This is a genomic window from Longimonas haloalkaliphila (assembly GCF_055379825.1).
Genome location: NZ_AP043948.1, coordinates 500377 through 522931, shown reverse-complemented (window position 1 = coordinate 522931; position 22555 = coordinate 500377). Strand labels below are relative to the sequence as shown.

Genomic DNA, 22555 nt, shown 5'->3' with positions numbered 1-22555 from the left:
GTAGTTACGGCGTTACGACGATGAGACCGAGGCGGCTGTTTCTGCTGGGGCTTCGGAGTTCGCATCAGGACGAACGCGAGCAGCCTTGTCGTTGGTATCCACACGAAGCAGCTGGTGGATCGGTTCGTGAAAAGGTACAGTTGCTTCGAATGGAGCAGCGCGCGTGCTGGTAATAAAACTCTGCCCGATGTCGTCGGACTGCAGCAGCTCCATGAAGACCTCGGTGCGGGCGGTGTCGAGCTTGCCGAAGGCGTCGTCGAGCAGAAGAAGAGGCTTTCGGTCTAAGGTGTCGGTGAGATAAAAATACTGAGCGAGCTTCAGGGCCATCGCAAACGTGCGATGCTGGCCCTGTGAGGCGTAGCGTCGCACCTCAAGGTCGTCGAGCCGGAAGATCAGCTCGTCGCGCTGCGGACCCACGAGCGTTGTACCGCGCTTGTACTCATGGTCGCGCTTTTCCTGCAGCCGGTCTCTAAATGCCTCAGCAATTGCGCTGGATTCGTCGGGAAGGTCGGTTGAACCGGTTGGAAACGAGTCGTACTCAATGGTTGGTTTTTCGGCGACGGTCTGGATGCGCTGGTATGCCTCTTGGAGGTACGTGGTAAACGTGCTTAGAAACGTCTTGCGCCGTGCGACAACGCGGCTGCCGAGTTGAACCACTTTCTGCGTCCACGGAGCCAGCAGAGGCTCGGGCGGAGGCGAGGGCTTTTTGCGGTACTGTCGAAGCAGTTCGTTACGCTGCTTGCGTGCCCGGTTGTACTTCATGAGCGTGTTCATGTACGCCGGATGCGCCTGACTCAAGATGTTATTCAGAAACCGGCGTCGCTCATCGGGGCCTTCGGCTGTCAGGGCATGGTCTTCGGGCGAAAATACGACAATCGGAAGCTGGCCGACAATATCGGCAAGGCGCTCCAGCGGGGCGTCGTTTACAAACACCTGCTTGCCTTCATGCGGAACGTACACCAGTTTGACCGTCATAGGGCGGCTACGTACTCCGGTGAACGTGCCTTCAAGCTCAAAATACGGAGCATCTTGCCGAACAGCGTAGGTGTCGTTCGATGCAACGAAGCTCTTGGTGAGGCAGAGATAGTGAATAGCCTCCAGCGTATTGGTCTTTCCAACGCCATTCGATCCCACAAGTACATTTACCTTAGGGGTAAAGTCCACCTCGGTGTGCTTGTGAGCACGGAAAGAGCGAAGGCGAAGCGATTCGAGCGTCATAAAAAGCTGGATCCGAACAAAAACACGGAAGTATTTGAACGGCGTACACAGCTTCCGGTTTTGTTCACGAAAGTGGGTCTGTCAGAAACAGGAAAGCTGAACCATGCGATTGAACCACACGACTAAACCTACGCACGTGCTTAGCACTCAAGCGCCCGTCTGGCTTCCGGCCACAGACGCGCCTACGCAGACAGCCAGTACGACACTACGTGCGGACCCGTACATCACATTACAGCACACACGTGCTTGTACCCACAGCTAACAGCGCGTGCCTGCTTTTTCTTCATGACTATGCTTTAGGATCAGAGAGGTAGTCAGGGAAGCGGAAGGTAGTCAGGGAAGCGGAAGGTAGTCAGGGAAGCGGTTCGATGCCGAATCCGCATCAGAGGCGCTGGGGGGCTGCATCACGAAACGTTAGCTGCAATAGGGGCGACGGATAGCGATTCCAAATACGACCCGTACTTTCCCTATAAATAATGAATGCGAATCAGGGGTTGAGCGCGAGGATGAGCATGGCAGCAGTAAGCCGTCCGAAGACATGAACAAGCAAACCGGAGTAGGAGCGCACCTTTGAGGCTTGTTGAATACCTGTCTTCTCATTGATCCAGTTGAACAAGGATTCGATCGGCTGACGCAAGCGGTTTATGGCCTTCGAAAAGAGTTTGTCCGCCGCTGCGAGCTGCTTCTGGCCTTTTTTCTTCTTGACCGGAGTGACCAGCGTGAGGTCCTGATCGTTCGCTACCTGTTTTTTGAGGGACTCGTCGCAATAGGCCTTATCACCGCAGAGGGTGCCCCCCTTAATCACGGGCAGCACACGACGAAGCGCCCGCAGATCATGTTCACGGGCTGAGGTCACGCCAATGTGGCAAGGCAATGGGAGGGTGCCTTTTCTCCGCTTTGCGACAACGTGGAGCTTCACGCCGTAGTAGAAAAGGTCCTTGGGCGAACAGTAGCCGGTGTCTGGAATGTGACCGGAGGCCACTTTCGCCTTCGATGCACGCGGGCCTTGCGCCATGATGATTGGCATCGAGTCAACAACGCGAAACAGGTTTTCCCGTACCTCTATCGGTGCATTCTCTATCGGTGCATTCTCTATCGGTGCATTCTCTATCGGTGCATTCTCTATTGGATTGCTCATTGACTCAATGCGTGTTAGTGCGTTCTCGATAAGCACGGGAAACACCGCCTCCAGCCGGTTGAGCCGCCGATTATAGCTTTGATAGGACGGTAGGTCGGGGAACCAATCTGCAAAGTGCTGCTGGGCGTACCGGTGTATTTCGCTGATGGTTGTTCGCTTATTGACAAGGCCAAACAGGTAAATGGTCAGTACTTCTTCGTCAGTAAAAACCGGCTTGTCGTTGTTACTCTGTCGTTGCGTAGCACCTGCAAGGCGGCCTCGGTAGTGATGGCAAACGAACAGATAGATCCAAATGAGCGTATGCTGAATGTCCATGTCGCCAAGGGCTACTTGTATGGGAAGGTGTTGGTCCATCTCCCTTCAAGCCGTCTGCGGCGACATGGTTTTTTCTACCCCTGATTGGCATAATGAGTTTTCAGGATGCGCACCAGAATGTGCGCAGTGGAATTGCGTGAGATCGCTTTCACCCACCGGAATGATCGCTCGTAACACATTAGGGAGTGTCTGAAAAGTAAGCGCGCAGCCTGAGAAGTGTTTTCAGACGCTGCATAGTCCCGCAGATACCTGATAGGCAAGCGTAGATGCCGTCAGTTACTCATTTTCGATTTTGCCAGTGTCGTCATTGTCGTCATCCGACTCCTCGCTCGGATTCTCTGGCGGGTGATCGTCGCCGTTATCGAACCGGGGTGTGTTTATGGGTAGCAAGCACATAGATATAGAGCTGTTAATCACAGCACTTGTATTAGTATATTGAAACGTAGTATACTTACTTTGTTTATTTTTCATATTTTCCCGGCAAGAATGTTTCGTCATGTGCTGGTTGCTGCGCTGTTGCTGCTCGGTGCGGGTCTGTTCTCGCCTGTTCAGGCAGACGACCCGTGCGCGTCGTTGCTGGACGCTGCAAGTGACCTCGCGATCGGCGGAGGCTTCACCTATCTCTGGTACAACGATGATGCGGAGAAGAGGGCGCAGACCGAAGAACGGCTCGACGTGCTTGCTGAGGCCCGATCTGCATGCCAGTCTTCCCCAAATCGATTAGCCCGTGCTCATGCGCAGTCGGCTTATTCAGCAGCTCTACTCCAGGACTTCGAGGCGATGCACCGCTACTTCGATACGTTCTTTGAAAGCTTTGGCACAGCCCCTACCGATACCTCGTCGGTCAGTGGAGATTCGTTCACATATATCTATAACTTTCGTGCCTTCTTGAACTACTATACGGGCGATTTGTCGGCTGCTGTTGGCGACTACGCGCGTGCTATAGAAGCATTACCTGACAAAGAAACCACCCGGGCAGCAGCCCTATCGATTGATCTGGGGATTATGCATGTGCGTGCGCAGAACCGCAGGGCAGCCGAGGCAGCCTACCAGCAGGCGCGCGACTGGCTTGAGCCGCTCGACATGGATCGTAGTCGCGTGCGTGAATTGTACGCGCGTGTACTGGCTACAAAAGCCGAGCTGCTGCTTGAAGATAGCTCAACGCTGGATCGGGCCAAACAGCTTGAGCGTGCCAAATCCATGATCTATGAAAGCCTGGAGCTTCACGCCACCGGCGATATGTCGCAGGCGTTCCGGCTCAACTCCCTATCCCAAGTCTATCATGCGCTGGGACAATACGCCGAAGCGCTTCCTTACAATCAGGAAGCCATCGAAATAGCCCGTGCTCATAACCGCATCGACTTCCTCTCATTCTATTACTCTACACGCGGTCGCTTTCTGGGCAAATTAGGACGCCAGGAAGAGGCGCACCGGTATGCAGATCGGGCGCTTGCTCTCTCATTTGAAGGGCAAGTCGATCACCGTCGTCGTCATCTCTTTTCGCGTAAAGCTGAACTGTACGAACAAGAGGGTAACTGGGCAGAGGCGCGTGCTGAATACGAGTCCTCTATTGCATCGATCGAAGAACACCGCGCGTCGCTTCGTGCGACCGATTGGTCGATGGCAGAACTCGGGAACTGGAGTGGGCCTTATCGGGGGCTGATACACACGTATCTGGCTCAAAACCGGCCCGTAGATGCATTCCAGGCGTTGGAGCGCACGCGCGCCCGACATCTTTCGGATGTGCGTGCTCTGGAAGAAGTCACCAATCAGCTCAGCACGCGAGAACGCATTCGCTACGACAGCTTAACGGTAGAGCTCGAATCCATACGCAACCAGCTGGCAGCCGCCGACGCCTCACGCGAGGTGGCTCACCTGCAGCGCCAGGAATCGCAGCTGATCGCCGAACGAAAGTCGCTGGTCGACCTCCTTCCTGATTCTGAGCTTCCCTCGCTTTCCACGCTCCAACAGGTGCTGCGTGAGCAGGACCGTGCTGTTGTGTCGTACTTCTTAGAGAAAGACACCACCAGGACGCCCGGGCGCCTCTTTTCGCACGCATTCGTGGTTACGGCTGATACGCTCGTGGCCATCCCGCTCAACATCACGCAGCGTGACGTGCACGCCTTGCTGGCCGAGGTTTCTCCGGTGTTTGCTGGGGGGGCTCCCGACTATTCGCTTAGCGCCACCCGGTTCGACCTGCATCCGCTGCACGAACTGCACGAAGCAGTCTACCGGCCTGTGGCCGATTATCTGCCTGAGGATAGCCCTCTTGCCGTTATTCCGGACGGGCCGCTTTTCCGCCTTCCCATGAGCATGCTTGTGCGCACTCCGCCACCGGGGCGGTTTGCGTACCGCGAGGCTGACTTCCTGGTGCACGAACGTCCCCTTTCCGTGCAGCTTTCGACCCACTCGTTTGTGCAGGATACGCGGCGAGACCACCAGCCTGAAGAGTTCGATCTGGATCTGGCTGCGTTCGGGGTTTCTGAGTTTCCGGCGATCGATGCGCCTGCGCCGACGCTGCGTGGCGGGCTGCGAAACGCCCCGCCTCCTGGAGAACCACTCATCCTACCTCCTTTGCCCGGCGTTGTTGACGAGATCAGTGCCATAAGCCGCTTGTTCAGTCGCACCGAAACCGCGCTCAACGAAAACGCCACTAAGCAGGCTTTCAAGCAGCGCACGGCAACGCCTTCCATCTTGCATATGTCGTCGCATGCCTTCGTGAACTCCGCGTCACCACTTCACAACGCATTCGTGCTGGCCCCCGACACCGGAGGGGCTCCCGAGAGTGGACTGCTCTATCTCCATGAGATCCGCAACACCTTCTCCTCAATTCCGCTGGTTAACCTGAGCGGATGCGACACGGCGCAGGGGGCCTTGCAGGCCGGCGATGGCATGGAGAGTCTGCAATACGCTTTTCGGGCGATGGGAGCGCGAGCGACCCTCTCAAATCTGTGGAGCATGGACGACGAGGCCGCTGTGGCTCTTTCTACGTTCTTCTACAAGAACCTGGCAGACGGGCTGCCTAAAGACAAAGCGCTACAGCGCGCACAGATTCAATATCTAAACGAGCGTGACGGACAAATCAGCCCGTTCTTCTGGGCGGTAACCGTGCTGCACGGATCGCCAGAATCGCTCGTGCTTCAGTCCGCTTCGCCACGTATCCCCTACACCGCTCTGATCATTGGAGGCGTAGTGATCGGCCTGACCTGGCTTGGCTATCGCGGCTTCATGTAACTTGTTTATTGGAGCAGATATTGCCATTGCAGCCGCTGGTGCCCTGATGTATATTGCGCACGTACGTACATTACGCACACAGCGGATGCCATATCCTGGCGCTTCCCCCTAACCCGCAAATCAACCCACTGACCTGTCATGTCGTTTCTTGGAGTCCTTCTTTTCGCTTTTGTGCTTAGTGGGGGCAGCACCGTCGTTTCTGATACGACCGATGCAGACGACCGCCCTACGCTGCGGGAGTGCGGGATGATGATGGTGCCGCTGCAAGAGACCTATCAGCGGGCGTTTACGATGCAAGACTCACCAGAGCGGCGGGCTCTGCTTCAGCAGGCAGAGCAGTCGATACGTGCTGTGCAAGACTGCTATGAAGAACGGCGCCCGCGTGTCGTAATGAGTACCTACCGTGCGCTGGTTGCAGCACAGTACGAGCAGGGGCGGCCTGATGCGGCCCTTGCCTCGTTCGAGGAGTTCTTTGGGCGCTTCCAGCCCAGCGACGATTCAACCATGGTGTCGTGGATGTACAGCCAACGCGGACGGTATCACTACCTGCTTGGCTACTCCAGCCGTTCGCTGCGCGACTATACGCGGGCTGTAGCGTTAACCCCACAGGGGGCGCTTGAGACGCGTATGCAGCGTACCAACAACCTGGCCCTCACGTACAACAATCTGGAAGAACTGCAATCAGCGCTGCACTATCTGCTTCAGGTAATAGCCACTGTTGAGGGCGTTGCCGAGATTACGCCTAACATCCAACTGGAGTACGGACGCGCGCTGGCTTTGAAGGCTTCCGTGCAGCAGCAGATGATCTATGCAGGAGAGGCCAACGCCAACGAGACGCTGCCTCGCATTGAAACCCTCGCAGCACGGGCATTCGAACAGCTTCAACCAATAGACCGCGACCTTGCAATTGGGCCGCTCCTTACTGTAGCGAATGTGTACCTGTACAAGCACCGGACCGAAGAGGCTTCGGACGTGCTTGATCGTGTGCAGAGGTACGTAGATGGGTCTATATCGCTAAACCGAAGAGCCTCTCTCCTTCAGTTGCAGGCACAGCTTGCAATTCAAAACGGTCGCATGGGGGATGCGGAGCGGTACCTCGAAGAAAGCCGCCGTGTCGCCGTACAGCAGGGACTCGTTTCACAGCAGCGGCAAGTCCGCACGCAGATCGGACAGTTGCACGAGCAAAAAGGAGACCTGGAGGCTGCATTGGAGCACTACGAGGTAGCCGCAGAGCTTACCGATGCGGCAAACGAGTCGATACGCGCTACGCTCTGGTCTACACGCACGTTGGAGCAACGGCGGGGTGGATACGACGGATTGATGCGCACGCTTCGCCGTCAGGGTCGAACAGCAGAGGCCTTCGACGTGTGGTCACGGTTCCGAGGACGCTTTCTCCGCGATACGCGCATGCAGACGGCATTGATCGAAGACCTGTCGCCCGATACGCGCATGAGGTACGACAGTCTTACGACGGCACTCAATACGGTACGCATGCGCCGGTCTGAGTCCGACACCAGCAACGAAGAGGCCATGATGCGTCAGGAGGCTGTTCTCATAGCTGAACGTAGCGATTTGTTTGACTTTGCCGAACAGAGCTTCCAGACCGACCGGCATGCATTGCAGCGCTGGCTTGGCGATACGAACCGCACGCTGATTGCATACCATATGGACGCGTCGACGCTGTACAGCAATGAGCTTGCGTCGGTGGCGGTATACGTAGTGCGCCCCGATACCGTCATAGCTGTTGACATACCGTACACTGCTGAGGACCTCGGCGAGATCGTTGAGCGCATCAGCCCGCTGCTTGCCAACGACGACCCGCCGATTTCGCTGAACCTCTCGGCGTTCAACCTTGACGCGTTACACGAGGTGTATGACGCGCTTATTGCACCGATCCAGTCTTATCTGCCCGATGACAGCAGCCTCATCGTTGCTGCCGACGGCCCGCTGTTTCAACTTCCATTTGGAGCGCTTGTTACCGAAGCGCCCCCGTCTCCGTACGCCTATGACCAAGCCCGGTACCTGATCGAGGAGCGCCCCATCCTGTCTACGCTTTCTCCAGCGTTGCTGCTGGAAGACACCTCAGCCGAAGCCCGTGAGACCCCGATCGACCTTGCTGCATTCGGGCGGTCCGATTTTGAGGAAGACGCTTCACCAGACGACATGCTCGTTTCAGAAATCCGGGTGCGGAGCGGAGCCGATAGTCTGTCGCTTGTTTCGCTGCCGGGGGTCGCTATCGAAATTGAGCGGCTGGGTGGTATGTTCAGGCACACGTTCATGGCACTGAACGAAGAAGCGACTCCGAGCGCCGTCCGTACCCACAGCGCGAATGCAAAAGTCGTGCACCTGGCATCGCATGCGTTGCTTTCGTCGAGCGACCCGCTGAACAGCGCGTTCGTGCTCGCTGAGGAGCCGGGACGCGACGGGCTCCTCCGTGTGCATGATATCATGACGCCCGGTGCACAGGTGCCGCTGGTTGTACTCAGCGGGTGCAGCACTGCGCGGGGGGAGCTTCGGTCGGGCGAAGGGCTTCTGGGGCTTCAGTATGCGTTTCAGGCCTCAGGGGCACAGAGCACTCTTTCGCATCTCTGGCCGACCGATGACGACACAGCGGTCGCGCTATCGACATACTTCTACGAGGCGCTTCGGGCGGGCATCCCGAAAGATGTGGCCTTGCAACGTGCGCAGCTCGCTTTTATAGAAGACCACCCGGATCGCCGATCGCCCTTCTTCTGGGGAAGTCCGGTGCTCTTTGGCACGCCCAATGCACTTGACCTCGCCCCTGCCGCATCCCTCTGGACCCGAGCCGGGTGGACAATACTGGCGCTGGTTGGCGGCGGCCTGATCTTTCTGTTTGTTCGTATCTACCGTTCCCCGTCTACGTATGCCTGAATCGCTCTCACCTGAATCTGCCACGCTCTACGACGATCTGAAAGCACGCGCCACCGAACAGCGCAATCCACACTCGACCCAGATCGATACAGCCTCAACGCGTGAGATTCTCGACATCATCAGCACAGAAGACCATCGTGTGCCCATTGCCGTGCGCCGCGAGATCGCTCACATCGCAGACGCGGTGGATGCGCTCGTCGACGTATTCGAAGCAGGTGGACGCCTCTTTTACGTGGGCGCTGGAACGAGCGGGCGGCTGGGTGTGCTGGACGCGTCGGAGTGTCCGCCCACGTTTGGGTCCGACCCTGAACAGGTGCAGGGTATTATTGCCGGAGGGCGCGACGCGGTCTTCCGCTCACAAGAAGGCGCAGAAGATCGTCCAGAAGACGGGCGCCAGGCGCTCGAAGACGCGGGCTGCACGGCTCAAGATATGGTCTGCGGAATTGCAGCGAGCGGACGTACACCGTTCGTAGGGGGGGCGCTTGACTACGCTCGCGAGCTGGGTTGTGCAACCGTCTACGTTGCTTGTACCCCTCGCGACACGCTCAATGCAGAAGTCGACACCGCGATCTGCCCGCTTGTGGGTCCCGAAGTCATTATGGGGTCAACTCGCATGAAAAGCGGCACTGCGCAGAAGATGGTGCTCAACATGCTCACTACAGCCAGCATGATTCGCATGGGCAAGGTGTATGAGAACATGATGGTAGACCTGCAGCGCACCAGCACCAAGCTGGTCGAGCGTGCTGTACGCACGCTGGTCATTGCTGCCGACACCGATCATGCTACGGCTCGCGAGGTGCTCGACCGGGCCGATGGGCACGTTAAAACGGCACTTGTTATGCTGCTGGGCGAGGTTTCGCACGAAGAAGCGCTCCACCTGCTACGCAGCACAGACGGATTCGTGCGCCCGGCCATCCAGGCGGCGCTTAAGGAGGCCTGAATAAAGCACGTGAAGGAAGAATAAGTCCTGCCGAAGAGATGAAGCAGCGAACCTGCGTGGATCTCTTTTTATGTTTATATCGCTGTTTGGGAGCGATGAGCGGGGGTGGTGGTCGTGATTTGTTTCACGTGAAACAAAATTAGGCCCCTCTGCAGGCTGTCTGGAGGGGGTGCGTAGTGCTATGTCAACTCTGAACGGTGCGGTGTGAAAAGCCCCCGCTCTCCAACGGGTTGTCATGCTGAGCAAGCGAAGGCCCCAAGGCCCGGCCCTCAAGACCCGAAGCGTGTCCACACACACGGAGTTCAGCAGGTATAGCGAGACAGGGGCCCTGCCAACGTTGGAGAAGATCTTTATTCACTACGTTCACCTGTCCCGGACCTGATCCGGGATCTCGCTTCGTCCGTGTCAGACCCGCTTCTTCCAGGGGCCCTTGCGGTCATCCTTTGGGCCGTGATCTTTTTACTTCGTGAGTCGCTTGGCTCGTCTGCATCCAGGCAAAAATGAACATCCCCTTTGCATGGCGAGCACACGAAGATACCCCCGTGAAGATAGAGGCTCTCAATCCCAATAGCAGAGGAAGGCGAAACCAGCCAGGATTCCCAACACAAAGGTGTCATTGATCTCACTTAAATGCGTCCAGATGTTTGCTGAGGTGGCGCAATAGAAGCATTTTGGAATGGCTGCCGAGAGCAAATGGGGGCGCTCGTCCCCGGAAGGGTCTCTGACAGGCGGGCTATTCGTTGGTGAGGTGCCTTTCATGGGTTATCCTGCGGCAGGCTCTTAGAACCTGTTTTGATTTCTTAATTTGGGCTCCGAGCGGCGGCGCTGGACTGGGGCCGAAGGTCATGCCTCTGGTGCAAATTGCCCCCGATATCGGCCCGTAGCCCCGGCTACGAACCGCCATCGGGGTCCAATTTTCGCTTCAGCGGCGCTCGCTCTCGCCTACAAACCAAAACCCAAACAGGCTCTTAGCGTCTATGCACTGCCCACTCACCCTCGCATCCGACGGTTCATGCACTGTCTACTTGGTGCCTCTATGTGAGGAGTTTCGCAGAGCGGTAACTGGATTTGGTATAACACCTTTTTTGCGGATGTGCGCGAATCTATGGGATCAGCGTGCTGTTTCTTCTTTGCGGTGCGGCTTTTGTTGTATGCCTGTGCCCGCAAAGTTTGCATGTGTGCACCATCTTTCTGTCGCAAACATGTTGGCTATGAAGTTGTCTGTGCGCTGTGTTTTTGTGTGGCGTACAGGCTCTGGCATGGACGTACGTATTGTTTCTTCTTGTAACTCCCCTCCTTTCTGTGGCTCTTTCCGACCTTGTTCGCCGCGTTGCAACCATTCCTGCACTCAACCCGCTGCGCACCTGGGCGCGCAGCGCCAGTGCGGCTGACGTGCTCAAAGTGGAGCGCGCTGCAGGGTCGCTCCAGGCGTTTCTCATGCATCTGCTACGCGAGGATCCGGGTGCACCGCTCTGCTGCATCCTCCCCACCGAAGACGACGCTGCCTACGTGCAGAGCGACCTCGAACACATTGCGGGCTCCGACGAGGGTATCGTGCGCTTTCCGGCTACGCACCGCACGCCGTACGACACCGGCGCGCTGCGCGATTCCAGTCCGCTCGTGGCCCGCGCCGATGTGATGCAGCAGCTCTCTGGCGACTTCGACGGCATCGTCGTCACCAGCGTCGAGGCGCTCGGCGAGCGCGTGCCGCCGGCCTCAGACGTGAGCCACGAAACCCTGACGCTTGCCACCGGCGACATGTGGGAGATGGATGCGCTCGTAGAGCGGCTCGTAGATCAGGGGTTTACCCATGTCGAGTTTGTTGACGAGCCCGGTCATCTTGCCCGGCGCGGCGGCATCCTCGATGTCTATCCGTACTCCGGAGCCCACCCGGTGCGCATCGAGTTCTTTGGCGACGAAATCGATAGCCTGCGTGAGTTCGATGCGCAGACGCAGCGTTCCATCAGTCAGCGCAATGAGGTGCGGCTTGTGCCGAATCTCGAACGGGAGTCGGCCGATCAGCAAGCCGTAGCCTTTCTCGACTATCTGCCCGCATCCACGCTCCTCGCTACCGTCGACGAGGCGCGCCTGTTAGAAGACATGGGGGCGCTCTTTGACACGGCGGTGTCGCGCTACCAGCAGGCCATAGAACGGGCCGGTGAAGAGGACAGCACCATCGATGCTGAGGAGCTTCCGCATCCCGAAGACCGCTTTCTCACAGCCGACGCGCTGCGCCTCCACCTGAAACAGTACCCACGCCTGCAGTTCGGGGCATTCACGCACACGAACGGTGCATCGGTTGAAGCCATCGACATGGGCGGAGCGCCGCAGCCCTCCTTCAACAGCGAGATGGATGTGCTGCGCGAGCGCCTGAAGCACAACAAAGAGCGCGACCTCGACACGTTTATTCTGTGCGACAGCCACGGACAGGCCCGCCGCCTGCGCGACCTGCTCGAAACCGATATCGACCACGGACGCGCCCGCCTGCAGGTCGAATCGCTCCACGAAGGGTTCGAGCACAAAGGGCTTGGCCTTGCCGTGTATACCGACCACCAGATCTTTAACCGCTACCATCGCCCCTCCACCAAGCGGCGTCAGCAGCGCACGGGCGGACTCAGTCTGCGCGATATCGAAAACCTGACGCCGGGCGATTTTGTGGTGCATGTTGACCACGGCATTGGCACCTTCGCCGGGATGAAGAAGATCACCGTGCGCGGCAAGCAGCAAGAGGCCGTACGCCTCAACTTTGCCGATGGCGACGTGCTCTACGTCAACGTCAACGCCCTCTACAAGCTGAACAAGTACAGCGGCAAAGAGGGCCACCAGCCGCGCCTCACCAAACTCGGATCGGGGCAGTGGGAACGCACGAAAGAGCGCACCAAGTCGAAGGTCAAAGACATCGCGCGCGACCTGATCGAGCTCTACGCCAAGCGCAAAGCCTCGAACGGCTACGCGTTTTCGTCGGATACGGTGTGGCAGCAGGAGATGGAGGCCAGCTTCGAGTTTGAGGATACGCCCGACCAGGCGCAGGCCGCTGAAGAGGTGAAGCGCGATATGGAAGACCCCGTGCCTATGGATCGCCTCGTGTGTGGCGATGTCGGCTTTGGCAAGACCGAGGTGGCCGTGCGTGCCGCGTTCAAGGCGGCCCAAGACGGCAAGCAAGTGGCTATTCTCGTGCCCACTACCATTCTGGCGCAGCAGCACTACGACACGTTCAAGAAGCGGCTGGGGCGCTACCCGGTGACCATCGACATGATCTCGCGCTTTCGCACCAACGCCGAGCAGCGCGACATCCTGAAGCGCCTGAAAGCGGGCAGTCTTGACATTCTGATTGGCACGCATCGCATCACCTCAAAAGATGTCGAGTTCAACGATCTCGGGCTCTTCATTGTCGATGAAGAGCAGCGCTTTGGGGTCAAGACCAAAGAAGCGCTCCGCGAGGTCCGTGCCAGCGTAGACACCCTCACCCTCACCGCCACGCCCATTCCGCGCACGCTGCAGTTCTCCATCTTGGGCGCGCGCGACCTGTCGATCATCGCCACGCCGCCGCCCAACCGGCAACCCATCATCACCGAAATCCACACCTTCAACCAGGACCTCATCCGTGACGCGATTCTCTACGAGCAGAGCCGCGGCGGACAGGTCTTCTTTATCCACAACCGCGTCAAGACCATCAACGAAATTGCCGAGATGGTGCGGGGCATGGTGCCCGGCGTACGCATTGGCGTGGGCCACGGGCAGATGTCTGGCAAAAAGCTGGAGCGCGTGATGACCAACTTTGTCGAGAACAAGTACGACGTGCTCATCAGCACCAGCATCATCGAGAACGGGCTCGACATTTCGAATGCCAATACGATGATCATCAACCGCGCCGACCACTTTGGGATGGCGGCGCTGCACCAACTGCGTGGACGCGTAGGCCGCTCGCAGCGTAAGGCATTCTGCTACCTGCTCGTGCCCAGCATCCACAGCCTGACCGACGACGCTCGCCAGCGCCTGCAAGCCGTCGAAGAGTTCAGCGACCTCGGCAGCGGATTCAGCCTCGCCATGCGCGACCTCGACATTCGCGGCGCGGGTGCGCTCCTGGGTGCCGAACAGAGCGGATTCATCGGCGAGGTGGGCTACGAAACCTACCACAAGATCCTCGACGACGCGATCAAAGAGCTGCGCCAGGAGGAGTACAGCGACGTGCTCGACGACGAAGACATCGCGCCTCCTGCCCCCGACACCACCGTCGATGTGGAGGAAGATGCGTACATCCCCGACGACTACCTCGCCAACAACGTCGAGCGCCTCAACCTCTACCGCCGTATCAGCGACGCGCCCGATGAAGAGACGCTCAGCGATCTGCGCGATGAAATGCGTGACCGCTTCGGCGCACCTCCCGAGCCCGTCGAGCACCTGCTTACCGGTGCCGAGCTGCGCATCCGCGCCCAGGCGCTGCGCCTCCCCAAAGTCGTCTTCAAGAACAAGCGGCTCTTCCTCTACCTGCCCGCCAAGCCCGCCGACCCGTACTTCTACGAACAGGTGTTTCAGCCGCTCCTCGAAAAGCTGGCAGGCCTCGACCGCCGCTACGTGCTCAAAGACGACGCCAAAAAAGACATGGTACGCGCCATCGTCCAAGACACCCCCACCCTGCTCGACGCGCTCGCCGTACTCGAAGAACTCCAGCTCGACAAAGCCACCGTTCCCGCCGAAGCCACAGCCTGATTGTACATTGTTTGGGTTCAGGGGGAAGCGCAGGTTCGCGCTGTCGGGCCAAATCTGTCCCAGCTATGGCGCTTCGTCTCTGCCCCAATCATCCGGCCTCGTAAGCACAATCCCCTGCCCTATCGTACATTTCGATGCAGCCACGGGAAGTCGGGAGAATAGATCGTGACAGTCAGGCACGGCCCCCCGTTGGACGTATGGAGGGACGCTTGTGACCAAAATAAGAAATCAAGACAGGTTTAGTCCGCCACAGGAACGCTGTACACTTCAATGATGGGGGCGCCATCATCGTCTCGCCCTCGCACCAAAACGCGCTCGTCATCTATGAAATGCAGCACGCGCTGTCCAGCAGAAAACTTGTACGCGGTTTTCTCTTCTCCGTCGTGCCAGTACGACCAAATAGAGCCCTCGTTGGTCGTAGTTCGCCGGAGCCACAGTCCTCCACTTGGAGCTGCTTTCATGTTGAGAACAGCGGGAAAAACATCCGGAAAGTCTACGCTTTCTCGGGCCTCTTCCCGCACATGACGGAACGCATCTTGGACGCCCTGAAACTCGGCATCGGGATCAAATACACTTTCCAGATACCGATCAATATCGTCGTCACCTATGGGAAATGCGCGAAAGTCATCCGTGGAATATCGGCGCTGCTCGTTGCCTTCGGTATCCGTCTCAACGATATAGCCGTCGTGGGTCCATTGGTAGACGCGACCGTCGTGCGTAATCGTCCATGCCGGACTCATGAATGGGGCGGGCATCGTCATAGGAAAGCCTTCGTCCGGTTCAACGCGTATGTCCTCGCCCGCATCCACAGACAAGGCCTCCAGAGTTTCGCCATCGTGCAGACGCACAAGATCGACGGTGCCCGATTCGTCTGACATGTTGGAAACGCTAATCAGCGTGTCCTCCTTCGTCACGGCCCATCCGTTGGCAACCTGATACCCGTTAATCATCGTGTGGTAAATGGAATTGCCATCATGGTCGTAGTAAACCACCTTCGCAGGCATGCGATTCAGCACCGCAATGTACGTATCGTCTACAACAACGCCTGCGGGATTTTGTAGGTCGGTAGGTCCTTCTCCCTCACGTCCCCAGGAGGCGATCATCTCACCCGCGTGAAACTGCACGACGCCGGGCTCGGGGTCTTGCACTACCGTTACCTGACCGTTGTGAATAAATGCATCGCGCACCTGGTACAACGCGGCCTCGTCCGCAACAATATCAACACGCTCTGGGGTGTGCAGCGTGTCTTGAGTAGACTGATGATAAAAGCCGTGATCCGAAGCCCAAAGAGTCGGACTTAAATCTGCCCAAAGAAGAGCAAGTGTTGACCCCACTAAGAAATATAAAAAACAGAGGTTTGTTTTACCCATAATTATAACAAGATCTAAGCAAACCATGGTACATGCCAAAAAAATGCGCGCCTTCATATTCGTCCCGGGCATCAGCACCTTCCCCGATCAGAGGCGTCGATCAAAACCGTTTCAACGGGACTGCTGCACTGTCACGCTTGATTGTTTCGCGTTTGAGCGCAAAGTCCCTCCCCCTAAATTCCCCTCCTCCGAGGGGGACTTCATGAAAGCGCCCTCTGGTTCCTTCCTCCCCGGGGAGGAAGGGTAGGATGGAGGGGAAACCATTCATCTGAACCCACCCTTTTGGGGGTGACATGCGCCTATGAAGAGTCGTATGACTTTTGTCGTGTACTGTAACTATTACCATCGGAAGGAAAACAGTCAGAGATTAGATTATCAACCCTCCCGCCCCTTGTCAAGAGTGTAACATTTAAGCTGCACTTTTCCCATATGGGCTTGGAATCGTTGTCCCCCACTCTTTCTACATCGGTCTTATTCAATAACCGCAATGCGAACCCTACACTGCAAAAAGACCATTTCTAAAGAGAATCTCCAGAAATCGCCCCTTCAGATTGGTCGATACGCCCCGATCTCGACATAAGCCAACAGGTAGGTCATGCCACCATGATCACAACGCAGCAGCCCAACTGAGCCGCCTAAAAGCCCGAGCGCTGGCTCCGCTGATTTTTTTTCGACGAATCAGAACAGCACCTGACTATATCTTCATGGAATGAGCTACCAACTTTCGTTGTCTTTCAGGTGCACTTGGTTGGCAACTATACCACGATTTTACAGACGGTCCGCATACCCATGACTTCTCTCCGCGCGATTCCGCTTGCCCTTCTTCTTTCGCCACTTCTAATCATCGGCTGCGACCTCTTCGGCAGCGACGACGGGCCCACTGTTGACGTGGGTGTTGTCGAATGGGAGACCGAGCAGGCTTCGGTGGAAGAAACCCATGCGTCATCGGAATTGAATACAGAAACGTTCGAACCGCTCACAGCGCCCGACACCGTTCAGGCAGAAGTCTCTTTTGAGGTAACAGCCCGAACGGTAGCCCCCGTTGGCTGCTTTACTACCGAACGTGAAGACGTAGAGCAAGAGGGCAATACCATCGCCATAACGCCCTACGACCGCGATCCTCGAGGACCAGATGACCTCTGCACAACAGATGTAATCACACTACCCCGAACGCTCGACCTCCAGTTCGACACCCCCGGTGAGGCGCTCATTCGCCTGAACGGGCAGCGCGTCATCGGCAACGAATTCTCAAACCGCGACGACACTGTCATCGAACACGAGGTGATCGTGGTGGAATAGCTCTGTATCCGGTTATGTGACAAGCCAACGCCTTGCACATAGACGTCCTGGCAATAAAGAAAAAGCGGTAGCGGTTCAGTGGTAAGTGATTGTCACGTAGGCTACTTCATCACAGTCCGCTGAAACCTCCTCTGTCTGCCGACATCTCCCCCTTGGAAAAGGCTAGTCTATGCACACAACCTGGAATAGCTGTGGGCGTTGAATATAGGCTGGTGTTCATTTTTGCCTTGATGCAAAAACGAACCAAAAAAATCAAGGCTGGAAGAACTGGGCCTGACTGCGCCCTTCGGTCCGCTAAAATTGATCAAACTCACTCGCAGGCTCGCTTAAACAAGATCAATTTTCGAGCGCGTCCCTCTGGTCTTCGTCCGGGCGGCCCACTTCTTCGAGGCCGGAAGGGCTTCATACACGGGGAGGCATGAATCCTGCAAACTAAATACCCCAAACAGATTATTTGAATGCCGATTCAATGGCACGGACCATCCAGCCGATCTAGCAAAGGGGGAAATGATTGAACAAGTGTTGAAGCAAACAAACCTCTTGCTAACAAAATATCAGAGAGAAAGTTATGTGCAAGGACTAGTTGGAAAAGGGGGAGAAACCCGTAGGGAGAGGGGGTTCGACCGAGACGAGGCTGCGGTGTCAAATCGCTTCATCACTTAGCGTCTATCCACTACCGAAAAAGCTTTCTATGCGCACACCTCTTCCCACTCCACGCTATAGCGGCGCGTGGTTGATTTGATGGCAACCTTTAATGAGAGGGAGCGTGCAAGAATTTGTTTTCTGTGAACCTCTTAGGTCTCCGTAAACGGTCCTTATAAAAATCTGGGAGTGGTAACACGTTAAATGCCCCCCTACCCAAGGCTGTCGACCCCACGTTTTTCTCGTTTGCCATGCTGAACGCAGTGAAGCATCTCAACACGAGGCTACGGTGGGGCAGCGTTACAGGATCACGGGGAACGCCATAACGCGTGGGCCTCTGCTGGGCATGAGCGGCCAACGTTGAGATCCTTCCGCCTATCGGCGTCAGGATGACGTGTGGACTCGTCTTCAAGACCAGAAACGATCACTTACAATTCAACCACTACCAAGAATCTATACTTTATGGGCTTACCATCTCTATCCTGCCTAAAGTTTTGTGTAGCAGTATGTGGATTTGTGGTGGTCATGAGCCTCGGGGCGTGCATTCCTGTTGACACCGTTTATGTAGCCCCGCCTACCCATGGGCACGTGATTGACGGTACGACGGGAGAGCCTGTCGCAGAGGCAACCGTCCAGTTTGCAGAGCATGCCGAACCAACCACCACCACCGATTCCGATGGGCGCTTTGAATTGCCTGCTCTTTCGGAGCGGCGCTATTTTCGGTTGATCCTCCCCGGTTCAGCCGCTACCGAGATTCCGATAAAGAGTGTACATGCCACTTCAGGCTACGGAATTAGCTGGGCGCACCAGCTTCTTAACGCGCGTACTGAGCCTGAACGCTCCGAGGTTATCATCATCACGATTCCGCCCGATGCTCCCCTCCCCCTCGCACTGCAAGACTGCACGCTCAGTGAGTCCAGCCGCTATGCTGCTCAACTCAGTGCGCACGTCCCGACCCTGCGTGCCTCGCCAGTCAACGATGCCATAGGTGCAGCGCCCCCGGATCTGCTCATGGATCTAACCGGCCATCTTCAGTTCCGTGTTGAACGAGCTGCCCGTCTCTGTACCAATGGCCACGATGAAATAGAACCTCTAACGGCTCCTCTAAGAGATCTGCAGGCCGCTATCGAACCATGATGCTGTTCATCTCCAAATCCGGTGCACCGTGGCACTCATTCGAGATGTTTGTCGTTCAGGATAGCGCGGCGGGCTTCTTTGATGGCTCGATAGGCCTGCATTCGGAGCCGCCAGGCTTTAGGGCTCCACCACCGCCCCCGCCACAATGCACGCTCCACCGCTTTCAGTGCCCGCCAGGCAAGCACATTGGCCCGCTGATGTGAGCCATCAATCGGGGCTGCAAATGCCGCTCCAACCAAAGCCTGTAGATGAGCTGCCGAGGGCAAAACATCACGGGGTGCATCACGCTCTACAGACGGTTTGTGCCGGTCTTCAGACGGATGCTTTATATCCTCCGTATCGTCTAACGCATCGCCTAACGCCTGTCGAAGCGCCTGTTCAGTCGCGGCATCAACCTCACGTCCAGATGCTCGTGCTTGCTCAATGCGATGCGTAAGCACCCGCTGTGCATGCCGCCAGATAGCATCTCCTTGACCCGTGTACCCTTGCGCTCGCAGGGATTGGACCAATTCCCCGATGTTTATACCGCTATCGTGCATTGCATCATACAATCTATATTATCGTATCTCGTACGGAGAAGCTCACAGGCCCAGTATAAAATCACCTCCCTTTCGCATCCGGCCAAACGGCTTGCCAGCCCGTGCGTCTGCTCACTCGGCGGGCCAGTGCTCGCGGATGAATGTCCGTACCGCCTGACGATAGGCCGACTGGTCGGTGCGCATGGCGTTATGCCCGCCGTGGATGTCAACAAACGTCTTGGGCTCCCGCTCACAAGATTGTAACTTTATAGGTTTGCTATATTACTAGGGGGGGGGGGGGGGTATACTTGTGTGAGTCTGTTGTGAACAGTTCTCTCGTAAACAGTTCTCTTTCGTGTTGTCGCTTCTGACAACAGAGAAAATCGCCTTTCGTGTTTTTAAGATCTTCGCTTACATGTCCATGTTGACCCGCTCAAGAAACTCGTTACTTGTCGTCTTTGCGCTCGCCTTACTGATTATTGGATGTGACGACATCACTGTTTCTCCTGAAGAGTCTGCTGACCCAGATACTACTGAGGAGCGTGCAGAGCCCGCCCCTTTACACTCAGTAAACGATACCTCTGCTGTACCCGATAAATATATTGTAGTATTTGAGCCTGGCTCACCTGGTGTGCAGCGTGAAGGCGTACAAGGCCAGGCGGAACAGATGATGCAAGGCATTGCCGATGGGCAAATTGAGTTCATCTATGAACATGTCCTCCAGGGGTTTTCGGCGACCATTCCAGAGCAAGCACTCAACGGCATTCGCAACAACCCGAATGTGAAATATGTGGAACAAGACCAATCTGTGCAACCGGACGACGGTGTTCAGCAAAACCCACCGTGGCAGTTAGATCGTGTAGACCAGCGCAGTCTTCCACTTCAAAACCAGTACAGATACTTCGGAACTGGCGCAGGAACGGAAGTATGGGTTCTTGACACCGGACTCAATTACCATGAGGAGTTTGGAGACCGTATCTCGACGCGCATGTCTATCGTCGACGACGGTAATGGCCCTGGTGATTGTTACGATGATATTGGTAGGGGACATGGTACGCAGGTGGCAAGCGCAGCCGCCGGAAGCGAATATGGAATTGCAAAAAATGCAACGATCAGCTCAATCCGAATAGGAGATTGCCCTGAGGGCAAGGCTTCGACTAGCCGAATCATCGCAGCCCTTGATCATGTCAAAAACTTTCATCAACCCCCGGCTGTCGCTAACCTGAGCTACTCTCCTTCTCAAAGCTTTTCCTTGCTTGATGCCTCGGCAGAGTTACACAATAGCGGTGTTGTCTTGGTTACCTCAGCAGGCAATGACGACACTGATGCCTGTGATTTTGGCCCACGGATCGCAATGAAGGTTGGCGCTACGACCAGTAGCGATTCAAGAGCCAGTTTCTCAAATTACGGCGACTGTATAGGACTTTTCGCACCTGGAAGCTTTCTTACGTTAGCAAGCTCTACTTCAGACACAGGCACTTCTTCAAAATCAGGAACTTCGTTCTCCGCCCCTATGCTAGCTGGAGCTGCTGCTCTGGTATTTGAATCTAATCCAGGATTTTCTCCTGGTGATGTAAGTACATACATCGTAGACAATGCCACAGAGAACGTCCTTGATGACATTGGGCCCGGCTCTCCAAACCGCTTGCTGCACACGGTAAATTTCGATGCCGAAATTCTCGGTACAACATATATCAATCAGCCAGATACATATACCTGGACGGCTCAACTGGAAAACGAAGGTAACAGTCAGTCTTATCTGTGGGAACGTAAGGATGGACTTTCATGGGGTAGTTCCCCATGGGAAACTGTTGGAACTTCAGAAAGCTACAGCGAATCAGTTATTCTTGATGGAAACGACTTCACATTGCAACTCACGGTGACTTCAAACAACTATGAGATTGTTGACCAGCAAACTGTAGCAGTCGAACTCGATGATGGAAATGGATGCGATCCAGGAGAAATAATTTGTTGAAAACCAAGCGACTGAGCACCCCTTATCGTTATTACCTGACTTGAGACGACTATCTTTTAGCTATGAAGATGTTAATAATCAATTACACCGGTAAATATATTGCGTTGCCTCTTCTCATTGTTGCTCTGCTCTTGTCTGGCTGTGATGCATTCGGCAGCGGCGATGACGACCCCGAGCCCATCGTTGAGGTCGGGGTGATTGCTTGGGACGCAGAAGCTCGCGCAGCTGGCCCCGAGGCTTCAATACTTCCCGATGGCTTCACTGTGCTCGATGCGCCCGATGAGGTGCAAGCGGGTACGGCTTTCGAGGTCACTGTGACCACGCTGGCCCTGAACGGCTGCTACGAACGCGATCGCGAAGAGATTGAGCAGCAGGACACAGTTATCGAGATCACGCCTTATGACCGCGACCCGTCGGCAGGATCGGGGGATAGCTGTCCCGATGTTGTCGGTGCCCTCGACAGCACGGTCGAATTGCAGTTCAATACACCCGGCGAAGCGATCATCCGCCTGAACGGACGCCGCGTGCTTGGCCAAGACCCGTCGGATAGCGAAAGCGCAGTCATCGAACACGAAGTGACTGTGGTGGAATAGCCTTCTATCCGCACCTCACGCCCAATCCATGCTATGTTGACTCACATTAGAACCTCATTTGCCGTTGGACTCCTCCTGCTTGCCACCGCACCGTTTCTGACGGGCTGTGATCTCTTGGGCAGTGAAGACGGCTCCTCGGTGAATGTGGGTGTTGTCGCCTGGGAAGCCGAGCAGGCTTCGGTGGAAACGCCTGCATCATCAAAGCTGAATCTGAGGACTTTCGAGCCGCTCACTACGCCTGATACCGTTCAGGCAGGAGTGCCCTTTGAGGTCGAAGCCCGAACGGTTGCACCAGTTGGGTGCTTCACCCCCGAACGCGAAGAGGTTGAGCAGGAAGGCAACACCATTGCCATCACGCCCTACGACCGCGATCCTCGAGGACCAGATGACCTCTGCACAACAGATGTAATCACACTACCCCGAACGCTCGACCTCCAGTTCGACACGCCTGGCGAGGCGCTCATTCGCCTGAACGGGCAGCGCGTCATTGGCAACGACTTCTCAAACCGCGATAACACCGTCATCGAACACGAGGTGACGGTGGTGGAGTGACGAGATCAGCTACTCGGTAGTG

13 protein-coding genes are annotated in these 22555 nt (G+C 56.3%); 9 read left to right on the top strand and 4 right to left on the bottom strand.

Annotation, left to right across the window (positions count from 1 at the left end):
* Positions 1-12 precede the first annotated feature (12 nt).
* Positions 13-1218: a DNA replication/repair protein RecF gene (gene recF / locus ACZ48V_RS02040; RefSeq protein WP_464541129.1), complete on the bottom strand. Its 1206-nt coding sequence runs from the start codon at positions 1216-1218 to the stop codon at positions 13-15.
* Positions 1219-1705: 487 nt separating this feature from the next.
* Positions 1706-2671 (bottom strand): transposase, encoded by a 966-nt coding sequence (locus ACZ48V_RS02035; protein WP_464543157.1) that lies wholly within the window; start codon positions 2669-2671, stop codon positions 1706-1708.
* A 486-nt stretch (positions 2672-3157) separates the two neighbouring features.
* On the opposite strand from ACZ48V_RS02035, the gene ACZ48V_RS02030 reads away from it, so the two are divergent.
* The 4 genes from ACZ48V_RS02030 to mfd all read left to right on the top strand — a co-directional run bounded on the left by ACZ48V_RS02030 (position 3158) and on the right by mfd (position 14447).
* Positions 3158-5905, top strand: coding sequence for a CHAT domain-containing protein (locus ACZ48V_RS02030; protein WP_464541127.1), 2748 nt, complete (start codon positions 3158-3160; stop codon positions 5903-5905).
* A gap of 138 nt (positions 5906-6043) precedes the next feature.
* Complete coding sequence (locus ACZ48V_RS02025) at positions 6044-8797, top strand: CHAT domain-containing protein (protein ID WP_464541125.1); 2754 nt, start codon at positions 6044-6046, stop codon at positions 8795-8797.
* The gene (gene murQ, locus ACZ48V_RS02020) at positions 8790-9737 is read left to right on the top strand and encodes an N-acetylmuramic acid 6-phosphate etherase (RefSeq protein ID WP_464541123.1); all 948 of its coding nucleotides are present in this window, start codon (positions 8790-8792) and stop codon (positions 9735-9737) included. The genes ACZ48V_RS02025 and murQ overlap by 8 nt, the downstream gene beginning before the upstream one ends.
* Before the next feature lie 1302 nt (positions 9738-11039).
* Complete coding sequence (gene mfd / locus ACZ48V_RS02015) at positions 11040-14447, top strand: transcription-repair coupling factor (RefSeq protein ID WP_464541121.1); 3408 nt, start codon at positions 11040-11042, stop codon at positions 14445-14447.
* Between the two features lie 239 nt (positions 14448-14686).
* On the opposite strand, the gene ACZ48V_RS02010 is transcribed toward mfd, so the two are convergent.
* Entirely contained in the window at positions 14687-15634 is a 948-nt protein-coding gene (locus tag ACZ48V_RS02010) for a hypothetical protein (protein ID WP_464541119.1), read from the bottom strand.
* A gap of 972 nt (positions 15635-16606) precedes the next feature.
* Here ACZ48V_RS02010 and ACZ48V_RS02005 point away from each other — a divergent pair.
* Both ACZ48V_RS02005 and ACZ48V_RS02000 read left to right on the top strand, forming a co-directional pair.
* Positions 16607-17116: a hypothetical protein gene (locus ACZ48V_RS02005; protein WP_464541117.1), complete on the top strand. Its 510-nt coding sequence runs from the start codon at positions 16607-16609 to the stop codon at positions 17114-17116.
* Positions 17117-18346: 1230 nt separating this feature from the next.
* Positions 18347-18895, top strand: coding sequence for a hypothetical protein (locus tag ACZ48V_RS02000; protein WP_464541116.1), 549 nt, complete (start codon positions 18347-18349; stop codon positions 18893-18895).
* 35 nt (positions 18896-18930) lie between these two features.
* On the opposite strand, the gene ACZ48V_RS01995 is transcribed toward ACZ48V_RS02000, so the two are convergent.
* Positions 18931-19335: a hypothetical protein gene (locus tag ACZ48V_RS01995; RefSeq protein WP_464541114.1), complete on the bottom strand. Its 405-nt coding sequence runs from the start codon at positions 19333-19335 to the stop codon at positions 18931-18933.
* Between the two features lie 433 nt (positions 19336-19768).
* Between ACZ48V_RS01995 and ACZ48V_RS01990 the strand changes: the two genes are divergently transcribed.
* The 3 genes from ACZ48V_RS01990 (at position 19769) to ACZ48V_RS01980 (ending at position 22533) form a co-directional block, all read left to right on the top strand.
* A complete protein-coding gene (locus tag ACZ48V_RS01990) occupies positions 19769-21388 on the top strand; it encodes a S8 family peptidase (protein WP_464541112.1) in 1620 nt (539 codons plus the stop codon).
* 62 nt (positions 21389-21450) lie between these two features.
* Entirely contained in the window at positions 21451-21981 is a 531-nt protein-coding gene (locus tag ACZ48V_RS01985) for a hypothetical protein (RefSeq protein WP_464541110.1), read from the top strand.
* Between the two features lie 33 nt (positions 21982-22014).
* Positions 22015-22533, top strand: a complete 519-nt coding sequence (locus tag ACZ48V_RS01980) for a hypothetical protein (protein WP_464541108.1) — start codon at positions 22015-22017, stop codon at positions 22531-22533.
* The last annotated feature ends 22 nt before the right edge of the window (positions 22534-22555 follow it).

Coding starts and splice junctions, on each gene's coding strand:
- recF (WP_464541129.1), bottom strand. CDS start 1,218: ATGACGCTCGAATCGCTTCGCCTTCGCTCTTTCCGTGCTCACAAGCAC.
- ACZ48V_RS02035 (WP_464543157.1), bottom strand. CDS start 2,671: ATGGACATTCAGCATACGCTCATTTGGATCTATCTGTTCGTTTGCCAT.
- ACZ48V_RS02030 (WP_464541127.1), top strand. CDS start 3,158: ATGTTTCGTCATGTGCTGGTTGCTGCGCTGTTGCTGCTCGGTGCGGGT.
- ACZ48V_RS02025 (WP_464541125.1), top strand. CDS start 6,044: ATGTCGTTTCTTGGAGTCCTTCTTTTCGCTTTTGTGCTTAGTGGGGGC.
- murQ (WP_464541123.1), top strand. CDS start 8,790: ATGCCTGAATCGCTCTCACCTGAATCTGCCACGCTCTACGACGATCTG.
- ACZ48V_RS02005 (WP_464541117.1), top strand. CDS start 16,607: ATGACTTCTCTCCGCGCGATTCCGCTTGCCCTTCTTCTTTCGCCACTT.
- ACZ48V_RS01985 (WP_464541110.1), top strand. CDS start 21,451: ATGAAGATGTTAATAATCAATTACACCGGTAAATATATTGCGTTGCCT.
- ACZ48V_RS01980 (WP_464541108.1), top strand. CDS start 22,015: ATGTTGACTCACATTAGAACCTCATTTGCCGTTGGACTCCTCCTGCTT.